The following is a 17,412-nucleotide window of genomic DNA, read 5'->3' as shown; positions in this document are numbered from 1 at the left end:
AAGGGTATCCTAACAAAGCGTTGGAAAGGAATCTACGCAGAACGGGTATGTAACCACCGGCCGGAATTTACGAGATACCGGACAAGCTTTTTCAGCCAGCCGTTAAAACCGGAACTGTTATTTAAGCGAAACAGGAGGCATTGTATTTCTTTGCTTAATGCTTCCTCATAATCATAAAGAAAAGTCAGGGATAGCAAGGTATTTTTAAAGTAGTTACGGAGCAAGAAAAACCATATCTTGAGGCGTTTGGCGGTACTGAGTTCACAGGGATAGTCATCTTTCTGTTCTTTGGAAGGCGAGATAATAAGTTCTACGGTTTCCGAACTGTACCGTTTGTAAGGGACTATTATGTCTGGTAACTCATGATGAATTTTTCCACAGCCAGGACAGCGGAGTCTACGGATAATCAATACTTTTTTCTCGCCACTGTATTCGATCAGTCCTCGCTTACGGCTTCCTATTACCGTTAATTTTGCCTCACAATCAGGGCAAGGAATGGTTTCTCTGCTCCTCACATAAAAAAATCATTTGAGGTCTTGTCATCCAAGAAATAGTTCGATATAATAATCATGGTGTTTGAGGGCATTCCCGATCGCTGTGTTGGTAGCACAGTTATCATTAAGGGAATGCTTTCTTTCTGTCGTTTTATGGTCATTATACTCGACAATTCATGGACAGGCAAGTTCGGTAGCTTTCGGAAAAATCTCAATGTCAAAAACAATCAATAAATATGTGTACTATTATGTGTATATAAATCAGAAGTGGATGACCCCCTTTTTTTTCGGTATTTGTAGGATGGATTATGGTTCGAATCCCGTCGCGTGCTTTTTATTTATCCCTAGAAAACATGGATGATTCAAGGTTTCTAGGGATTCTTTTGCTAATTAAAGTTTGAGTATCCATGAGTACGTCGATTTATTCATTCCGCAAAGAGCATTCACAATGATTTCGATTGTTTCTTGCTTGCTACAGTTGCTGAGGATGAGGAACATAATCTTAATAAAGATTAGTCCGCTTATTTAGTTTCTCTTTGCTTCACATCCTCAATTATAATATATAAGCCTTTCTTTGGTTCTTCGAAGAGTGGACTATGAGCAGATTCCTGAAAAGTATAGAATCCTTTGGACGGAGCAACTAATTGCTCGTAATATTCTTTCTGCAAGGAATAGCAGCATGTGTAGTCGTATACTCCAGCAAGAAAATAGACTGGTATCTGGATTTCAGGAATTTGCGTGAATGCATCAAAGCTCCATGCATCTTTTGCAACTTCAGATTTTTGGGCAAAAAGTTTACCTCGATAGATATTGAGTCGTTCCATTGGGGTGTAGGCTTTACATTTTAGAGATGGTATCAGAATATTCTGAATCACGGAATGCATATCTCTGGTTGTCCCAATTCCTAATTCATGCATGGAGTTGTCACGGAGCATAGAAGTACGGTACTGCTGAAATACTTCTTCGGATTCTTTGATGTCAGACTGTTCTAATGCTTTGACTTTTTTCTTATTTCCAGTCTTTTTGTAATAATCCAACATATAGTCATAGGCTAGATATTCGGATTTATATTGGTTGCACATTTGCGAGATAGCAATATAGGCTTCATAAAGTTCTGGATGCTGTGTTATTGTATTTAGTGCAATATATGTACCAAAGGAGTGAGCCATCAGATAGACTTTCTCTTGCCCAAAACGGGAGCATAGATATCGTGTTACCTCAACCACATCCGTTATGTATTGATTTGTGCTAAGTGTACTTTTCTCTAATTTGGAATCGTAGGAAAGGGAAGTCCCACGGTACTCTAAGTAGCAAACGACAAATTCATCTGCCAAATTGGTGGGATATTCTTGTTCCAGAAAATATTCTGGTATTCCTGGTCCACCGCCTAAGAAAAGGAGAACAGGCTTGGAAACGTCTTTTCCTTCTAGAATCATTCCCAATGTCGTTCCATTAGTCTTAAAAAATACCTTTTCTGCAATGCTTCCATCAATGACAGTATCATCTTCATTAAGAAACGGCTGGATTTCTCCTTTGCTTGGCGGCAATAAAATCACACATATAATTGTAAGGCAGATTACAACAATTACTAAAATCAACCACATATGTATTTTTCTCCTTTTTCGATAGTTTTTTTACATAATTTCATCATTCAAGTGATCCTTTCTTTTATTCAATTAAGATCTGATTCAATACTTGTTCCCATTCGAAATCTATGACAACATTTTTCATTGCTATGATTGCTACAATACCGTGAACTTTTGCCCACATCGCAATTAGTCCGTATTGAATTCTGCCATCAGAGTACCCTAGTGCACGGTACACTTGAAACACCTGATTTCTATAGTACTGAAATGGTGGATAACTCTCTAGATTCTCATTGGCGGATAAGTTAATCGATAGGTTCGAATGAAGAAATAGGAAAGCATAGTACTCTGGATTGTTCATAAAGAATAGAACATAGGCTTTGCCCATGTGCAAAATTGATTCGGTTGGATTCGTTTGTTCCGTGCATTCAGCAGCTTTTTGTAAGCAATTCATCAACTGTTGCGTCACATATTCTTGCATTGCGGTCAACAAATTCTCTTTGCTTGCAAAATGTTTATATGGAGCAGCTTCACTGACACCACAAAGAGAAGCTAGCTTTCGCAAAGAAAGCTTATCCACTCCAACTTCTTGTACCATTTTAATTCCAACTTCAATTAATTCATTTCTAAGATTTGTGTGATGATATGATTGTTTCATAGTTTCTCCTTAAAGTTAACGGTGCTAACATATAAAATAGAAAATAATGGAATGCAATGTCAAGAGTAAATTGATAAAAATGAAAAATAGACACTAAAATGCAATATCGATATATTGTAGAGCTTATCATATAATTCCTTCTCGTCCCTTGCCAGTATCTGCTTCGTCTTTCCACATTCCTTTACCTTGGTAAAATAGCGTCCATCGTTTCTCTAATAAAAGGGTGCCTGGTGAACCTTCGTTACTTGATTCTTTCTTGCCATAATCATATAGTTTTCAAACTCTGATGAAGTCAGAATACCATCTTGAAGAAGTGTAGAATGTGCACATTGATAATTTGTGTACACATATTTACAATAATAAATTGACTTTTTGGTAATGCTATGTTAATCTACAAACAACAATTTGAAAGGAAGATATTATGAAGGCATTAAATAACATTAGCTTAAGACGTAGATTCAGACGTAAGCTCTTGTAATTATGTGAGAATTCACGCATAGTTGCAAGCGATTTACGTCTTGTTTCTATGCGGTGCTGGATAATATCAGATATACAGAACCGTATTAGATTTTTAATAAATCTTTGCGGTTCTTTTTTTATTTAAAAATGGAGGGAATTATATGAAAAAGGTATTAAGTAAAATGATAATCAAATATTTGGATGGATTTTCAGAAAACGAAGTAGAACAGTTATTGGAAATTCCACCAGAAACAAAAATGGGAGATTATTCACTTCCATGTTTTGCTCTATCCAAGAAAATAAAAAAATCACCTGTTATTATAGCAAATCAATTAAAGAGTGATTTAGATAACGATATGGATAAGGGGGTTGTATCAGAAATACAAAATATTAATGGATATCTTAATATATATCTTAATAAAAGTAGTTATATCCACTATATATTCGAGAAAGCCAATAATCTTAATATAGGTATCAGTTTTGAGTTTAAAAATAAGGTTATATGTATGGATTATTCATCTCCTAATATAGCCAAGAATTTTCATGTTGGGCATCTTCGTACAACAGTGATTGGCAATTCACTTTATAAAATATATAGAAAATTAGGATATAAAGTAATTCGAATTAATCATTTAGGTGATTGGGGTACACAATTTGGAAAATTAATAGTTGCGTATAAAAACTGGAGTTCACAAGATAAAGTAGAGCAGTGCGGTATTGAAGAATTATTACGGATTTATGTGCTTTTTAATGCCGAAGCTGAACGAAATCCTAAATTGAAGGAAGAAGCACGAAGTTGGTTTTCAAAAATGGAGCAGGGAGACGAGGAGGCACTTTCAATCTGGAAATGGTTTAAAGAAATTAGTCTGAAAGAATTTAAAAGGGTTTATAAACTATTAAATGTTGAATTTGATTATTATATTGGGGAAAGCTTTTACATGGATAAGGTTCCGGCATTGGTTACTGAATTAAAGGAAAAGGGACTTTTAGAAGAAAGTCAGGGGGCGAATATAGTTTGTCTTGAAAAATATAATATGCCGCCTTGCTTAATAACTAAAAGCGATGGTAGTTCAATCTATCATTCCCGTGATATGGCTGCTGTTCTCTACCGCAAAAAGAAATATGATTTTGAAAAGTGCTTATACATTACAGGATTAGAGCAGAAATTACATTTTGCACAAGTTTTTAAGGCAATAGAGGAAATGGGATATGATTGGGCAGAAGAGCTGGTTCATATACCTTATGGGCTAGTAAGTCTTGAGGGAGAAAAACTTTCAACTCGAACAGGCAATATTGTTTATGCAGAAGATATACTAAAAGAAGCAATTCATCGTTCATATAAATTGATATCTCAAAAAAATTCAAATTTGAAGAATAAAGAACAAATAGCTGAGATGGTAGGAGTTGGGGCAATAATATTTCATGATTTGTTCAATCAACGCATAAAAAATGTTAACTTTTCCTGGGATGAGGTATTAAGCTTTGAAGGAGCATCTGGTCCATATATACAATATACTTATGCCCGTGCGAAAAGTATTTTACGGAAAGGGAATGTAGAAAAAGCTAATATGCAAATTAACGTAAATATGCTGACTGATGAAGTAAGCTATGAATTAGTTAAAGAACTAAGTAAATACGAAGATAAAGTAGAAGAAGCTGCGTTAAGATATGAACCATCTGTTATAGCTCGATATGTATGGGGATTGGCTACATCGTTTAATAAGTTTTACCATGATTGTAATATATTAAATGCAGAGAAGAGTATAAAAGAAGCGCGTCTTGTTTTGGTTTATTTAACGCAGAAAATAATAAAAGATGCAATGGACTTATTAGGAATACAATGCCCAGAAGAAATGTAGGATTTCACATTTTCATTTTCGCCAAAATTTGTAAGATAAAATAGGTGTAAACTAGGTGCAACCAGTATCAGAGATTGAAAACCCTCCTTTCTATGCGACTTCTGGTAATATTCAAATATTTCAAATCTGGTTGGCGCCGCTTAAAGGAATCCCTGTCCCTTTATAAATAAGCATTTAAAATACAATATTGTAACAGTTCTAATTAAGTCAACATAATATGGTTTGTAATTAAATATTACCTATGGTATTTATTGAAAGGACGGTAAAATGATTCCTCCTTTTTTAAGCTATATTACGTTCAATCGTCTTGGTTTAACAGCAAGAAGTTTGAAGTCAATCCTTGAAACGACAGAAGACTTTGAAATGCATATCATTGACAGTAATTCCAAAGATGATACTTGGGAATATATTAAGTCAATAAATGACAGCCGTATTAAATCAATCACCCGACTTGTTATGAATTATGGGCCTGTATTCGCGTTAAATTTGAATCTTTCAAAGAGGAAAGAGAATCAATACTTTTTTTCTGTTGACAGTGATGTGGTTATAAAGACTAAAAATTGGATTACACTTTTTATGAATGTATTTAATACATTTCCTGACGTAGGCCTGTTGGGCGTTCAGAGGACCGCGCCTTATTTTCCGATATACCCTCAAGTTATACCTAAGACCAAAGATAATGTTACCTACCTGGAACTTAAGAATGGATATGTAGATGTTCTACTGGATTTTGTACACGGATGTTGTATGGGAATGAGACCTGAGTTAATAAAGGAAATAGGATATTGGAGTGAGGAAACATGTTATGGTGATGCAGAGATTTCACCAAGAATTGTCAATTACACCAATTTCAAGGCAGGTTTTATGAGCGATCAGAATATGATTTCGCAGATAGTGATAGACATGGCTCAAGATATCACCTGTGCCGAATGTTTAGTAAAGGATCAGTGCAAGCTGGACAAAAAGAATAATACCTGTTTTAATATTCATAGGGAGTCATATAAAAATACTCCTTTTGTTAAAGAATTCAAGTGGAAGTACCTGGAGTTCTTTAAAGAGCTTGAAGAAGGAAAGAGAACCGCTTATTGTGCATCTGCCAGTGATAAAGCGTCGATGGCCAATCATTTCTATAACAAAGAATGGGCATTAGAGAATCTGAATTATTATAAGAATAACAGTAATTGAATATGTATTTATAAACCATGCAATTAATACAATTTCAGAGCTGAATTTTGCCAGGAAAGCAACTGAAGCGCTGAAATTGTATTAATTGTATAGTATATTCAAAAAACGATATAGTTTTGCAATCACCTAAATAAGATTCGAGGGTCAAAAGGTCTCTCATATCGAATTTTATGAATACAGTGTATAGATATAATTTTGCTCGAATTTTATTCGACTATGATCTGGCCAAGGATACTGTTTATATTTTATTAAATATATTATTATATATTTTACTCTGACCAAAATTAAGCCAGCCGGTTTAATTTTGAGACGCTGGAGGCTTGGAAAAAACTAAATAGTATAAAGCAGAGGGAAATGATAGGTTCCGTAGTATGGTCTGAACGATATATGATGTAAGGCTTTCTATGATTTTTATATTTACCATAGAAAGCCTTAGCGATTTAAATATTTCACTTACAAACTATTTTTTACAGCTTCTAAATTTTATTATTTTTTATATAATTCAAATCTCGAATTTTATTTGACTTTTTTAAATACATAGTAAGATGGTTTCATACCTCTTATCGTATAATCTCCGGATTTCCACTCCCAGAACATATACTTGGAACCATCTATTTCTTTTATTGTATATTTGCCGGCAGTTTTATTACCATGATGAATAATATATCCTTTTGTCCAGGTCATCCAATCAACGGGAGTTGTTTCATCCGATGTTATTCCAACGGCAACGGGTTGTGTCATCTGACCGTTAGGAAGCAGATTAATACTCAGAAGATATGGATCTCCCTGCCATGATACCTCGTTTACTTTAAAATCCTCGATTTCTTCTACAAAATCAACGGTTTCCCATTTCCCAACCGCATCTTCATCATTGACAAAGGGATAATCAATTTTATCAACGATTCGCTGTGTTGATGTCTCTTCCGCTGAGTTTGGCACTTCTTCTGTTGTGCTTCCAGTTACTTGTTTTAATACATAGTAAGATGGTTTCATACCTCTTATGGTATAATCCCCGGATTTCCACTCCCAGAACATATATTTGGAGCCGTCGATTTCTTTTATTGCATATTTACCGGCGGTCTTATCACCATGATGAATGATATATCCTTTTGTCCAGGTCATCCAATCAATAGGAGTTGTTTCATCCGATGTTATTCCGGAGGCAACGGGTTGTGTCATCTGGCCGTTAGGAAGCAGATTGATACTCTTAAGATATAAACCTCCCTGCCATGATGTTACGTTAACTTTAAAATCCTCAATTTCTCTTACAAAATCAACGGTTTCCCATTTCCCAACCGCATCTTCATCATCAACAAAGGGATAATCAATTTTGTCTACGATTTGATGTGTTGACGTCTCATCTGTTGAGCCAGCCATTTCTTCTGTTGAGCTTGCCTTTGATTCGGTTGCTTCTGTAAGGAAGGCTATTCCGGCTAGAAGCAAAACTACAAGAGCAAATGCAGGTAATCGGTATGAATTTTTTTTGAATACCTTGATCATTTCGATCCTCCTTTTTATTTTTGAATTTTTATTAATAATGCCTGCCACTGCTGGCAGACATGGCGCCCATAATGATATTTCCGCAATTTTAATTATGGAAAATCCATAGCTTTTTACTTCATCATCTCTTAAAAAAGAAAGTGCAAGGGAGTCACAACATATTTCCCTGTCTTCTCTCATCTTGTGAAATCCATACCAAATCAATGGATTAAACCAATAAATGATACATAATAAGCTAACTATATAATTAATAAAAATATCCTTCCGCTTTACATGTGCTAACTCATGTAAAAGTATATACTTAAGATCTGCTAAATTAAATTTTTCTAATGAATATTCAGGTATCAGTATGATTGGTTTTATAATATTTAACACACACGGAGTTTTTACAACATTGGTTTTAACTAAACAAATATTTTTTGATAATTTCATCAGGTTTTTGCAATCATCCAATATAGTTAAAACACTTGGGTCATTTATATGGGGACATTTCTTGATACGATTAAAAAATAAAGTATTAATGATAAATATTATCGATCCAATAATAAAAACACCGCATACCCATATAAATGGAATTACTTTTTTTGCAAGAGCTATAGGGTCAAAAGATTTTAGCTCTGATTTCTTTAATGATTCTAAGGGTACACCGTTACTTGTATCGGTTTTTCCAACCCTTTCATCTTTATTATCATTAATGGGAGTTTTCTCAGTATTATGGTAGACAACGGGAATATTCATCATGGTATTTTCGTAAGCCGGTACATAATTATATACGCTAAAATTACTTGAAGGTGAAATAAGCAGCATCAAACGAAAAATTAATATAAACCAAATTGCATACTGAAACTTAACTCCAATCCTATCTTTAATTAGTTTCTTACTCAAAAGAATACAGGCCACAATAAAGCTTCCCATAAACGATAATTGAACTATTTTATAAAATAGTGTATAAATAAGATTCATTATTACTTCTTCCTTTCATTAAGGATAGACTTTAAATCTTCAATGTCTTCTTTCGATAAATTTTCTTTCTCAATCAAGTTAAGAAGCATAGATTTTAATGAACCACTATAAACTCTTTGCAAAAATGAATCACTTTCAGCTTTTCTGCATTCATCTTCATTTACTAAAGAGTAATATTTATATTCCCTGCCAAATTGTTCGAATCCAACAATGTTTTTATCGATTAATCTTCTGATTAATGTTTTGATTGTCTTAGGTTTCCACTTTTGGCTATCTTTTAATTGCTCAATGATATCCTGTGCAGTGCAATTAGGATTTTTCCATATAATTTTCATTACTTCCCATTCAGAATCTGATATTTTTGCGGTATTTTCCATAATAGTTATCCTCCTTATCGATTACAAATGTAATCCATGTAAAAATATTACTATTTATTCAAGTCTTTGTCAATAGAAAATAAATAATAATTTTTAGTTTTATTTTTAATTTATTTTTTATTAGTCAATCTCTTTTGGATTAAAATAATAATCATGGAATATTATAGGTAACTTCACTAATGGATTTTTGAGCATGCTATACCATGAGCTGTAGTATAAGCTTATTAAAGTTATGGTAATGCAGGATAAGAATTGATGGGAGTTAAAAAAGAACGCTATTAAAATATAATAGCATAAAGAACTAAGATACTGATTTTTGAAGATTTCGGAATTGGATTAAAATATGGCACCATTACGATATGTATCTGGTGCCATAAAGATTAACCGGCAAAAGTCATCATAAATTAGCATGAATATATATATGCACGTATTCATTCAAAAATTAAAATTGAACTTTTGCCGGATAAATCATCATATCTCATTTTTCCTAATAAAGTCTGATTAATAGTCTTATTACTTTTTCCAAGGCATGGAAGGCATTGGTGCTCCGGTTTCCAGAAATGTCTTTAAACCGCAAAGGATAAATGTCCATCCTGCAGCCGCCTGCTGGAATTTAGCATTTTCTGTATCGATGTCATGTAAGATAGTCAGCTTTACCATAGGTCCCATTTCCTGTAGTTCGAAAACAACAGTTGTGGGCTCTTTGTCCTGTTCATCCGGTGTCTGCCATGTATAAGATAATCGTTTAAAAGGGTCAAATTCAACTACTTTACCTTTTACTTCTTCTTCTCCCTCCGGAGTTATAACAGATACACTTGAACCTGCTTTCCAGTCAGAAGATATGCTGCGGCCAAACCAGAACTTTTGCGTAAATTCCGGTTTAGTCAGAGATTCCCATACCTTTTCTGCAGTGGATGCTATAACAATTTGATAAATAAAACCTTTCATTTTAACCTCCTGATTCGTATTTTCCAATTCATTTTTAAGTTCATAAAGACCTTCCATTCGTATTTCATCGAATTTATTTATCCAACGTGAATAAATCAGTCTTAATGGAACGGGATTCAGATAATGTAACTTCTCTTTCCCTTTCCATACAGGTATTACTAAATTTGCACTTTCTAAAATTTTCAGATGCTTAGTTACAGCCTGTCTGGACATATCCAATTTAGAGCTTAACTCAGTGAGAGATTGGCCGTTTCTCTCATATAGTAAATCCAGCAGGTATCTACGAGACTTATCACCTAAAGCATTAAATATGTTATCCATGTCATTATATTAGCAACCTTTTGGTTGCATGTCAAGAATTATTTATCAATTTTTTAAACGAATAAAACCTGTACCTATTATTTTATGTCTGCGTAATGCTGATATTTGTTCTATTAGAATTTGTTAAAATTAGTTCTCTATTCATTTATCTTTATTATGAATAAAAAATAACCTGTAATAAACCAAATATAATTTGCAAACAATATCAGTATTGTAAAAATTGCTATAGTAAGGAGAATCTTATGGAGAATGAAAGTAATAAGGAAAATAGTAACGATATTAGCGATAAAGCAGTAGGAGAAAGTAAAAATGAAAATGAGATTGCAAATGAGATAGAAAAATTAGTGGAAAAGGGAAAAATAGCCCTAAAAGAAATGATTAAATTAAATCAGGAACAGGTAGACAATATTGTGAAAGAGATGGCACTTGCAGGATTGTCAAATCATATGAGACTTGCCAAGATGGCAGTTGAAGAGACAAAACGGGGTGTTTATGAAGACAAGATTGTCAAAAACCTTTTTGCCACCGAGTATATATACCATAGTATAAAGTACCAGAAAACTGTGGGTATTATTGATGAAAATGAGGAAGAGGATTATTTTGAAATCGCAGAGCCGGTAGGAGTGATAGCAGGAATCACTCCTGTAACCAATCCTACTGCAACAACGTTATTTAAGTGTATCATTGCCCTAAAAACCCGGAACCCCATTATATTTGCTTTCCATCCCAGTTCCCAGCAGTGCAGTGTGGAATCGGCAAAGATCGTACGGGATGCTGCCGTTAAAGCCGGTGCACCAAAAGACTGTATCCAATGGATTGATAAGCCGTCCATTGATGGTACACAGGCACTTATGAATAATGATGGAATATCATTAATTTTGGCCACCGGCGGTTCCTCCATGGTTAAGGCAGCTTATAGTGCCGGAAAGCCCGCATTAGGGGTGGGTCCGGGAAATGTGCCTTGTTATATTGAGAAATCAGCCGATATAAAAAGGGCGGTTACGGATTTAATATTATCCAAGACATTTGATAATGGTATGATTTGCGCTTCCGAGCAGGCAGTCATTATTGATAAAGATATTTATGATGCCGTAGTTGAATATATGACAAAGCTCGGTTGTTATTTTGTAAATACAGAGGATCAGCAAAAACTTGAAAAGCTTGCAATTGATGAGAAAAAGTGTGCCATGAATCCCCAGATCGTGGGACAATCTGCTGTAACCATAGCACAAATGGCTGGAATTGAAGTTCCTGCTGATACGAAAATCCTGGTAGCAAGGGTCGAGGGAGTTGGGAATGAATATCCGTTATCAAGAGAAAAACTTTGTCCGATTCTGGCATGTTATAAAGTGGATGATTCCAAAGAAGGTATTAAGAGAGCGGTTGAAATGATTAATTTTGGCGGCTCCGGCCATTCCGCCGTTATCCACTCTAATAATGAAGAAATTATAACGGAATTTGCAAAACAGGTAAATACAGGCCGTATCATTGTAAATCAACCCTCCAGCCACGGTGCCATAGGTGACTTATACAACACGAATATGCCATCCCTCACTCTGGGCTGCGGTTCATTTGGCAGAAATAGTACAACGGCTAACGTTTCTGCTGTTAATCTGATTAACAAAAAACGTGTGGCAAGAAGAAGGTACAATATGCAATGGTTCAAAATCCCAGAAAAAATATATTTTCAACCGGGCTCCGTACAATATCTGTCTAAGATGCCGGGTATCACAAAAGCATTAATCGTCACTGATGAAATCATGGAGAAATTAGGGTATGTGGAAAAAGTACTGTATCATTTAAGAAAACGTAACAGTGACCAATATGTGCATTCAGAAGTTTTTGACAGAGTCCAGCCGGATCCTACCGTTGATACGGTTTTAGAGGGCTTTAAAACAGCCGAATCTTTCAGGCCCGATGTTATCATAGCATTAGGCGGCGGCTCGGTAATAGATGCGGCAAAAGCCATCTGGTTATTTTATGAGCATCCGGATATCGAATTTGAAGATCTTCATATGAAGTTTATGGATATCCGGAAAAGGGTATTTAAATATCCGTCTCTGGGAAATAAAGCCAAGCTGGTTGCAATACCGACTACCTCCGGAACCGGTTCGGAAGTCACTTCATTTACGGTAATAACGGATCCGTCCAAGGATATGAAATATCCTCTTGCCGACTATGAGCTTACACCTGATGTTGCAATTATTGATCCCGAATTTGTTCAATCAGTGCCCCCTCATGTAACAGCGGATACAGGTATCGATGTTTTAACCCATGCCATTGAAGCCTATGTGTCCGTGATGGCTTCGGATTATACAGATGCGCTTGCTATGAAAGCCATACAACTTGTATTTGAATTTTTACCAAAGGTATACAAAAACGGTAATGATCATGTTGCCCGGGAGAAAATGCACAATGCATCCTGTATTGCGGGAATGGCATTTACTAACGCATTTTTGGGAATCAACCACAGTCTTGCCCATAAATTGGGCGGTGAATTCCATATTCCTCACGGCAGGGCAAATGCTATTTTACTTCCTCATGTTATTCGGTACAATGCCTCGAAACCTACGAAATTTACGGCATTTCCTAAATATGAACATTATATTGCGGATGAAAAATATGCGGAAATAGCAAAATACCTTAGATTGCCCTGCAATACCACAGAAGAGGGTATTTCCAGCCTGATATCAAATATAACGGAACTTTTAAAGAAGCTGGATATACCGTTAACCATAAAGGATTGTGGAATTTCTGAAGAGAAATACATGCAAGCTGTGGATAAACTTGCTGATAAAGCTTTCGAAGATCAATGTACAACTGCAAACCCTAGAATGCCGTTGGTATCAGAATTAAAAGAACTGTATATTAAGGCATATAAAGGGGAGTAAGAAAATAAAAAAAGATTATATTTTAAATTAGGTTATGGGTAATATCCTAAATTATAGATAACCCCTGTTTATGGGTTTAATTTAAGGTTTTGTGGATAGTGTATAATAATACTATTTAGATTTATACAACTGGGCGAATCATACTCTGTGAGTCAAAAGTTTGCCCAGAGGGTATTCTGGCGGAAGTCCCGGGCAAAAGCTAAATAGGTTATTATACACTTATCTGGCATAAGGTTAATTAATCCTCCGAGTAACAAATGAATGTTTTAAAACTATATCATTCGTATTTTATTACTTCCTATCTTTATATGGCGAATTATCGAAAGCTCAATAGAAAAGATAATTTTTCATTTCCATTACTGTCATACATTCAAACAATTTGCTACCCATTGTGTTATCCAATCTACATTCTCTTTGCCGCGTCAAAAGCTAATGCGGAACGCCTTCAAATAAGCTCCCAACCTGGCGCAGCTGTTCCAAATAGCGTATTGCCTGCCTTGCATTAGCTCCCCGTTCCCCATCATCATTTTTTAATAAGAACATAAGTTTTTTCCATAGAAACTCCTGTTTTATTTTTTAGAAACAAAATAATGCCTACTGCAGTTTTGCTGCGGCAAGCATTTCTTTTACGGACATATTGTCAGTCAGAAATAATAGTGCTTTTTCCTAAAAGTTACTATCTTAAATCTGTAAAATACATATTTTATCTTTGTAAACTATCTGTAAGTATTTACCAATATATAAGTTTTGCTACTTCTTGATGTTTCAACTTGTTCTGAAGTCAGTATGATGTTCTGTTTAATTATATTCTGCTTTTATTATAATAAGTACCTTAGTTCTTTTATTACCACTTACGGCCGTCTATTAACCACATACCGTGGCGAGACTGCAGCTTACCATGAAAGGAATTGCGCACAGGTAACAGGTAATATACACTACAGTAACAATAGAAACAATGCAAGTAAAAGATTAAACAGTAAAAGACAAAAACAGGTAATTGCGTAGTGGTATATAAGGTACTAAACTACAGGGCCTAACTTTTGACCCTCAAATCCTAAATAAATAGGCGATTGCGAAACTAGCTTATTGCATCTATATACCATGCAAATAATATGAATTTCAGAGCTGAATCTTGCCTGAAAGGCAACTGAAGCTATGAAATTCGTATTAATTGTATGGTATATTCAGAAAACTATATAGTTTCGCAATTGCTTTAATAATGAAAATAATGAAAGGAGTCAATTATGGAGCCAATTATAAAAGTATCTAATTTAAAGAAGTATTTCAATGAAATTAAAGCTGTGAATGACATTAATTTTCAGGTAGAAAGAGGGCAGTTATATGGCTTTCTTGGAGTAAACGGTGCCGGTAAATCCACCACAATTAATATTTTATGCACCTTGTTAAACAAAACGGAAGGTGAAGTTTACTTATGTGGTTATGAGCTTGGTAAGGAAAATGAAAAAATAAGAAATAAGATTGGTGTGGTATTTCAGGATAACTCTTTAGATAACCGATTGACCATTAAAGAAAATCTGATGATACGTGCCTCACTCTATTACAAAGATTCTAAGATCATACGGAAAAATTTAAATTTTGTCTGTGATATATTAGGGATCGGAGACCTTCTAGGCCGGCAGTTTCGAAAATTATCCGGAGGACAAAAAAGACGGTGTGAAATTGCCAGAGCGTTGATGAATAGACCTGAAATCTTATTTTTAGATGAACCGACAACAGGACTGGATCCCCAGACCAGGCAAAATGTGTGGGATAGCATCGAAATACTGAGAAAAGAGAAAGAGATGACGGTATTTCTGACAACCCATTATATGGAGGAAGCGGCAAAAGCACAATATATTGCTATTATGGAGGCAGGGGGACTGGTTGCCCAGGGAACTCCCTATGAATTAAAGCAAAGGTATGCCCACGACTTGATTAGGGTCTATCCGAAAGACAGAGAAAATATTCTTCACTTGCTGAAAGAAAAAGAGTGTATCTTTGAGGAAAGAAGTAATCATATACGTGTAAATATAAAAGACACCTTATATGGATTAGAAGTGCTTAATAGTTTAAAAGATTATTTGGGTGCCTGTGAAATAGTTCAGGGCACTATAGATGATGTTTTTCTTAATATCACCGGAAAGAGCTTATAAAAACTTTATTAGGTATAGGTAATTGCAAAAGCAAAGTGAGATTTGCAAGTTTGCTTGCAATAATTCGAGCGGACACGCGAATCAAAGAAACCCGCAAAGGGTGTTTCTTCCGCTTGGGCTTATGAAGGGAACAATATTTATGTTCCTGTCATTGGAAACATAGCGCAAAACAGTGTTTTAATAACTTTAGTATTTAAACGGAGGGTAAATTATGACTTTAGTTAATCTAATAAAAAGAAATATTTTAGTTTATTCCAGAAATAAAGCAAATGTATTCTTTTCCTTATTATCTATGTTCATTATTATTGGTTTAATGGCAATATTTTTAGGAAATATGAACGCAGATAGTGTTGTGGATCTGCTAAATCAATATGGAGGGGCACGTGATGCGGCCGCAGACCAGGATCATGCAGAACAGTTGGTTTTGTTATGGACACTTGCAGGTATCATAGTGGTGAACTCTGTAACAATTACATTAACGATGGTTGGATTTATGGTAGAGGATGAGGATCAGCAGAGATTATCCAGTTTTTATGTGGCACCGGTTAATAGGGCAATCTTTGTCTTAGGTTATATTCTGGCAGCAGTTATCATGGGAATAGTGATCTGCCTTTTTACGCTGGGTGTAGGAGAATTTTATGTATGGCTTACCGGTGGTGCCCTGTTGGCAATGGAACAATTATTACAGATTTTGTTATATATTATATTAAATGTATTTATGTCAGCCAGTATGGTGTTTTTTATCGCCAATTTTGTACATAGCACCAGTGCGTTTTCCGGGCTGAGTACTATTATTGGTACCCTTGTTGGTTTTTTATCAGCCATATATCTTCCTATGGGTATGCTTCCATCCGATATCCAAAATGTGTTAAAATGTCTTCCACTGCTTCACGGCTGTTCCTTAATGAGGAATGTATTTACGGAAACAGCATTACAGACCACTTTTAAGGACTGTCCGAACCAACTTATTGATGGTTATAAGGAATATATGGGGATTACCATACATTGGGGAGATCAAATCATAGGAAGTCAATTTCAGGTGGCGTTTTTGTTAATTAGTGGTATAATTTTAATTATAATGTCTGCATTGATTCAGAGAAAACGAAATACAGTTGTCAGATAGGAGCAAACCGCCATGAAAATTATTATCGAGGATATCAATCCCGGGGATGAAGAACAGATTATTATACGTTGTAAAAATCTGGACGATACTGTTTTAAAATTGATATCGGAACTGAAAGCAGGGCAGAAGAAGCTTACCGGAATTAAAGATGGTATGATTACCATGATAGATACAAAAAATGTCTATTATTTCGAAGGGGTCGATAATAAGGTGTTTATTTACTGTAAGCAAAATGTATATGAATCAAAATTGAAATTATATGAGATAGAAGAGAACTACGAGAATTCTAACTTCTTTAGAGCTTCTAAGTCAGTAATATTAAATATTACGAAAATAAAGAGTCTTAGTCCGGCCTTTTCAGGAAGATTCGAGGCTTTGCTGTTTAACGGTGAAAAAGTGGTCATTTCAAGGCAATATGTACCCGAACTCAAGAAAAGACTTGGATTGTAAGGAGGCAGGAATATGTCATTTTTTAAAAGTATGTTACAGGTTTTTATCAATGTTACCGCTGGGAATACCATAGGAGCGGCAATCTATCTTACAGTTTTCGATCTGGATTATCAGTTTACCTACGGATTTCTCTGGCAGTTTATTGGTATTGCTGCAGTATGCGCCTTGGGAGATCTTATATTTTACTCCAGGACGGAATTAAGTAAGAAACAGATTAAATTTCGTTTTGTCTTACATTATATCTATACTAATATAATTGTGGTTGGTGGTGCTTTTATCTGCGGTTGGGTTGAACCGGGGGAAATAATTAATATTATATTCCTGTTTGGGTTAGTGTCCGTCATATATGTATATATTACAACAATAATGTTTAAAAATGATAAGAAAACAGCCGAGGATCTAAATAAGAAATTAAAAAGTATCCATCAGAATGAAGAATAAACAA

13 protein-coding genes are annotated in these 17,412 nt (G+C 35.0%); 7 read left to right on the top strand and 6 right to left on the bottom strand.

The features are described from left to right. Positions 1-32: 32 nt before the first annotated feature. From Ana3638_RS04855 to Ana3638_RS04845, 3 genes are all read right to left on the bottom strand, one after another. Positions 33-515 carry a DUF6431 domain-containing protein gene (locus tag Ana3638_RS04855; RefSeq protein WP_161837028.1) on the bottom strand — a complete coding sequence of 161 codons (483 nt, stop codon included), beginning with the start codon at positions 513-515 and terminating at the stop codon, positions 33-35. A 500-nt stretch (positions 516-1,015) separates the two neighbouring features. Beyond that, a complete protein-coding gene (locus Ana3638_RS04850) occupies positions 1,016-2,098 on the bottom strand; it encodes an alpha/beta fold hydrolase (RefSeq protein WP_246240797.1) in 1,083 nt (360 codons plus the stop codon). A gap of 64 nt (positions 2,099-2,162) precedes the next feature. Next, positions 2,163-2,738 carry a TetR/AcrR family transcriptional regulator gene (locus tag Ana3638_RS04845; RefSeq protein ID WP_161837027.1) on the bottom strand — a complete coding sequence of 192 codons (576 nt, stop codon included), beginning with the start codon at positions 2,736-2,738 and terminating at the stop codon, positions 2,163-2,165. Positions 2,739-3,358: 620 nt separating this feature from the next. Between Ana3638_RS04845 and argS the strand changes: the two genes are divergently transcribed. After that, the gene (gene argS, locus Ana3638_RS04840; protein WP_161837026.1) at positions 3,359-5,056 is read left to right on the top strand and encodes an arginine--tRNA ligase; all 1,698 of its coding nucleotides are present in this window, start codon (positions 3,359-3,361) and stop codon (positions 5,054-5,056) included. 267 nt (positions 5,057-5,323) lie between these two features. Then, positions 5,324-6,241, top strand: a complete 918-nt coding sequence (locus tag Ana3638_RS04835; protein ID WP_161837025.1) for a glycosyltransferase — start codon at positions 5,324-5,326, stop codon at positions 6,239-6,241. A 516-nt stretch (positions 6,242-6,757) separates the two neighbouring features. On the opposite strand, the gene Ana3638_RS04830 is transcribed toward Ana3638_RS04835, so the two are convergent. The 3 genes from Ana3638_RS04830 to Ana3638_RS04820 all read right to left on the bottom strand — a co-directional run bounded on the left by Ana3638_RS04830 (position 6,758) and on the right by Ana3638_RS04820 (position 10,350). After that, complete coding sequence (locus tag Ana3638_RS04830; protein ID WP_161837024.1) at positions 6,758-8,704, bottom strand: M56 family metallopeptidase; 1,947 nt, start codon at positions 8,702-8,704, stop codon at positions 6,758-6,760. Between the two features lie 2 nt (positions 8,705-8,706). Next, positions 8,707-9,081 carry a BlaI/MecI/CopY family transcriptional regulator gene (locus Ana3638_RS04825; RefSeq protein ID WP_161837023.1) on the bottom strand — a complete coding sequence of 125 codons (375 nt, stop codon included), beginning with the start codon at positions 9,079-9,081 and terminating at the stop codon, positions 8,707-8,709. 513 nt (positions 9,082-9,594) lie between these two features. After that, positions 9,595-10,350 (bottom strand): SRPBCC domain-containing protein, encoded by a 756-nt coding sequence (locus Ana3638_RS04820; protein ID WP_161837022.1) that lies wholly within the window; start codon positions 10,348-10,350, stop codon positions 9,595-9,597. Positions 10,351-10,592: 242 nt separating this feature from the next. Between Ana3638_RS04820 and adhE the strand changes: the two genes are divergently transcribed. The 5 genes from adhE to Ana3638_RS04790 all read left to right on the top strand — a co-directional run bounded on the left by adhE (position 10,593) and on the right by Ana3638_RS04790 (position 17,408). Then, complete coding sequence (gene adhE / locus Ana3638_RS04815; RefSeq protein WP_161837021.1) at positions 10,593-13,241, top strand: bifunctional acetaldehyde-CoA/alcohol dehydrogenase; 2,649 nt, start codon at positions 10,593-10,595, stop codon at positions 13,239-13,241. Positions 13,242-14,485: 1,244 nt separating this feature from the next. Continuing rightward, positions 14,486-15,394 (top strand): ABC transporter ATP-binding protein, encoded by a 909-nt coding sequence (locus tag Ana3638_RS04805; RefSeq protein WP_246240795.1) that lies wholly within the window; start codon positions 14,486-14,488, stop codon positions 15,392-15,394. A gap of 211 nt (positions 15,395-15,605) precedes the next feature. Next, positions 15,606-16,517, top strand: a complete 912-nt coding sequence (locus tag Ana3638_RS04800) for an ABC transporter permease (RefSeq protein WP_161837020.1) — start codon at positions 15,606-15,608, stop codon at positions 16,515-16,517. 12 nt (positions 16,518-16,529) lie between these two features. Further along, complete coding sequence (locus Ana3638_RS04795) at positions 16,530-16,967, top strand: LytTR family DNA-binding domain-containing protein (protein ID WP_161837019.1); 438 nt, start codon at positions 16,530-16,532, stop codon at positions 16,965-16,967. 12 nt (positions 16,968-16,979) lie between these two features. Next, complete coding sequence (locus tag Ana3638_RS04790) at positions 16,980-17,408, top strand: DUF3021 family protein (protein WP_161837018.1); 429 nt, start codon at positions 16,980-16,982, stop codon at positions 17,406-17,408. The last annotated feature ends 4 nt before the right edge of the window (positions 17,409-17,412 follow it).

Origin of the sequence: Anaerocolumna sedimenticola, assembly GCF_009931695.1 — a bacterium.
In the GTDB taxonomy this organism is placed as follows: Bacteria; Bacillota; Clostridia; order Lachnospirales; family Lachnospiraceae; genus Anaerocolumna; species Anaerocolumna sedimenticola.
This window is presented reverse-complemented; position numbering and strand designations above follow the sequence as displayed.

Excerpts from the sequence above, each read along its gene's own strand:
- Ana3638_RS04820 (WP_161837022.1), bottom strand. The coding sequence starts at position 10,350 with ATGGATAACATATTTAATGCTTTAGGTGATAAGTCTCGTAGATACCTG.
- adhE (WP_161837021.1), top strand. The coding sequence starts at position 10,593 with ATGGAGAATGAAAGTAATAAGGAAAATAGTAACGATATTAGCGATAAA.
- Ana3638_RS04825 (WP_161837023.1), bottom strand. The coding sequence starts at position 9,081 with ATGGAAAATACCGCAAAAATATCAGATTCTGAATGGGAAGTAATGAAA.
- argS (WP_161837026.1), top strand. The coding sequence starts at position 3,359 with ATGAAAAAGGTATTAAGTAAAATGATAATCAAATATTTGGATGGATTT.
- Ana3638_RS04800 (WP_161837020.1), top strand. The coding sequence starts at position 15,606 with ATGACTTTAGTTAATCTAATAAAAAGAAATATTTTAGTTTATTCCAGA.
- Ana3638_RS04845 (WP_161837027.1), bottom strand. The coding sequence starts at position 2,738 with ATGAAACAATCATATCATCACACAAATCTTAGAAATGAATTAATTGAA.
- Ana3638_RS04805 (WP_246240795.1), top strand. The coding sequence starts at position 14,486 with ATGGAGCCAATTATAAAAGTATCTAATTTAAAGAAGTATTTCAATGAA.
- Ana3638_RS04795 (WP_161837019.1), top strand. The coding sequence starts at position 16,530 with ATGAAAATTATTATCGAGGATATCAATCCCGGGGATGAAGAACAGATT.
- Ana3638_RS04835 (WP_161837025.1), top strand. The coding sequence starts at position 5,324 with ATGATTCCTCCTTTTTTAAGCTATATTACGTTCAATCGTCTTGGTTTA.
- Ana3638_RS04790 (WP_161837018.1), top strand. The coding sequence starts at position 16,980 with ATGTCATTTTTTAAAAGTATGTTACAGGTTTTTATCAATGTTACCGCT.
- Ana3638_RS04830 (WP_161837024.1), bottom strand. The coding sequence starts at position 8,704 with ATGAATCTTATTTATACACTATTTTATAAAATAGTTCAATTATCGTTT.
- Ana3638_RS04850 (WP_246240797.1), bottom strand. The coding sequence starts at position 2,098 with ATGTGGTTGATTTTAGTAATTGTTGTAATCTGCCTTACAATTATATGT.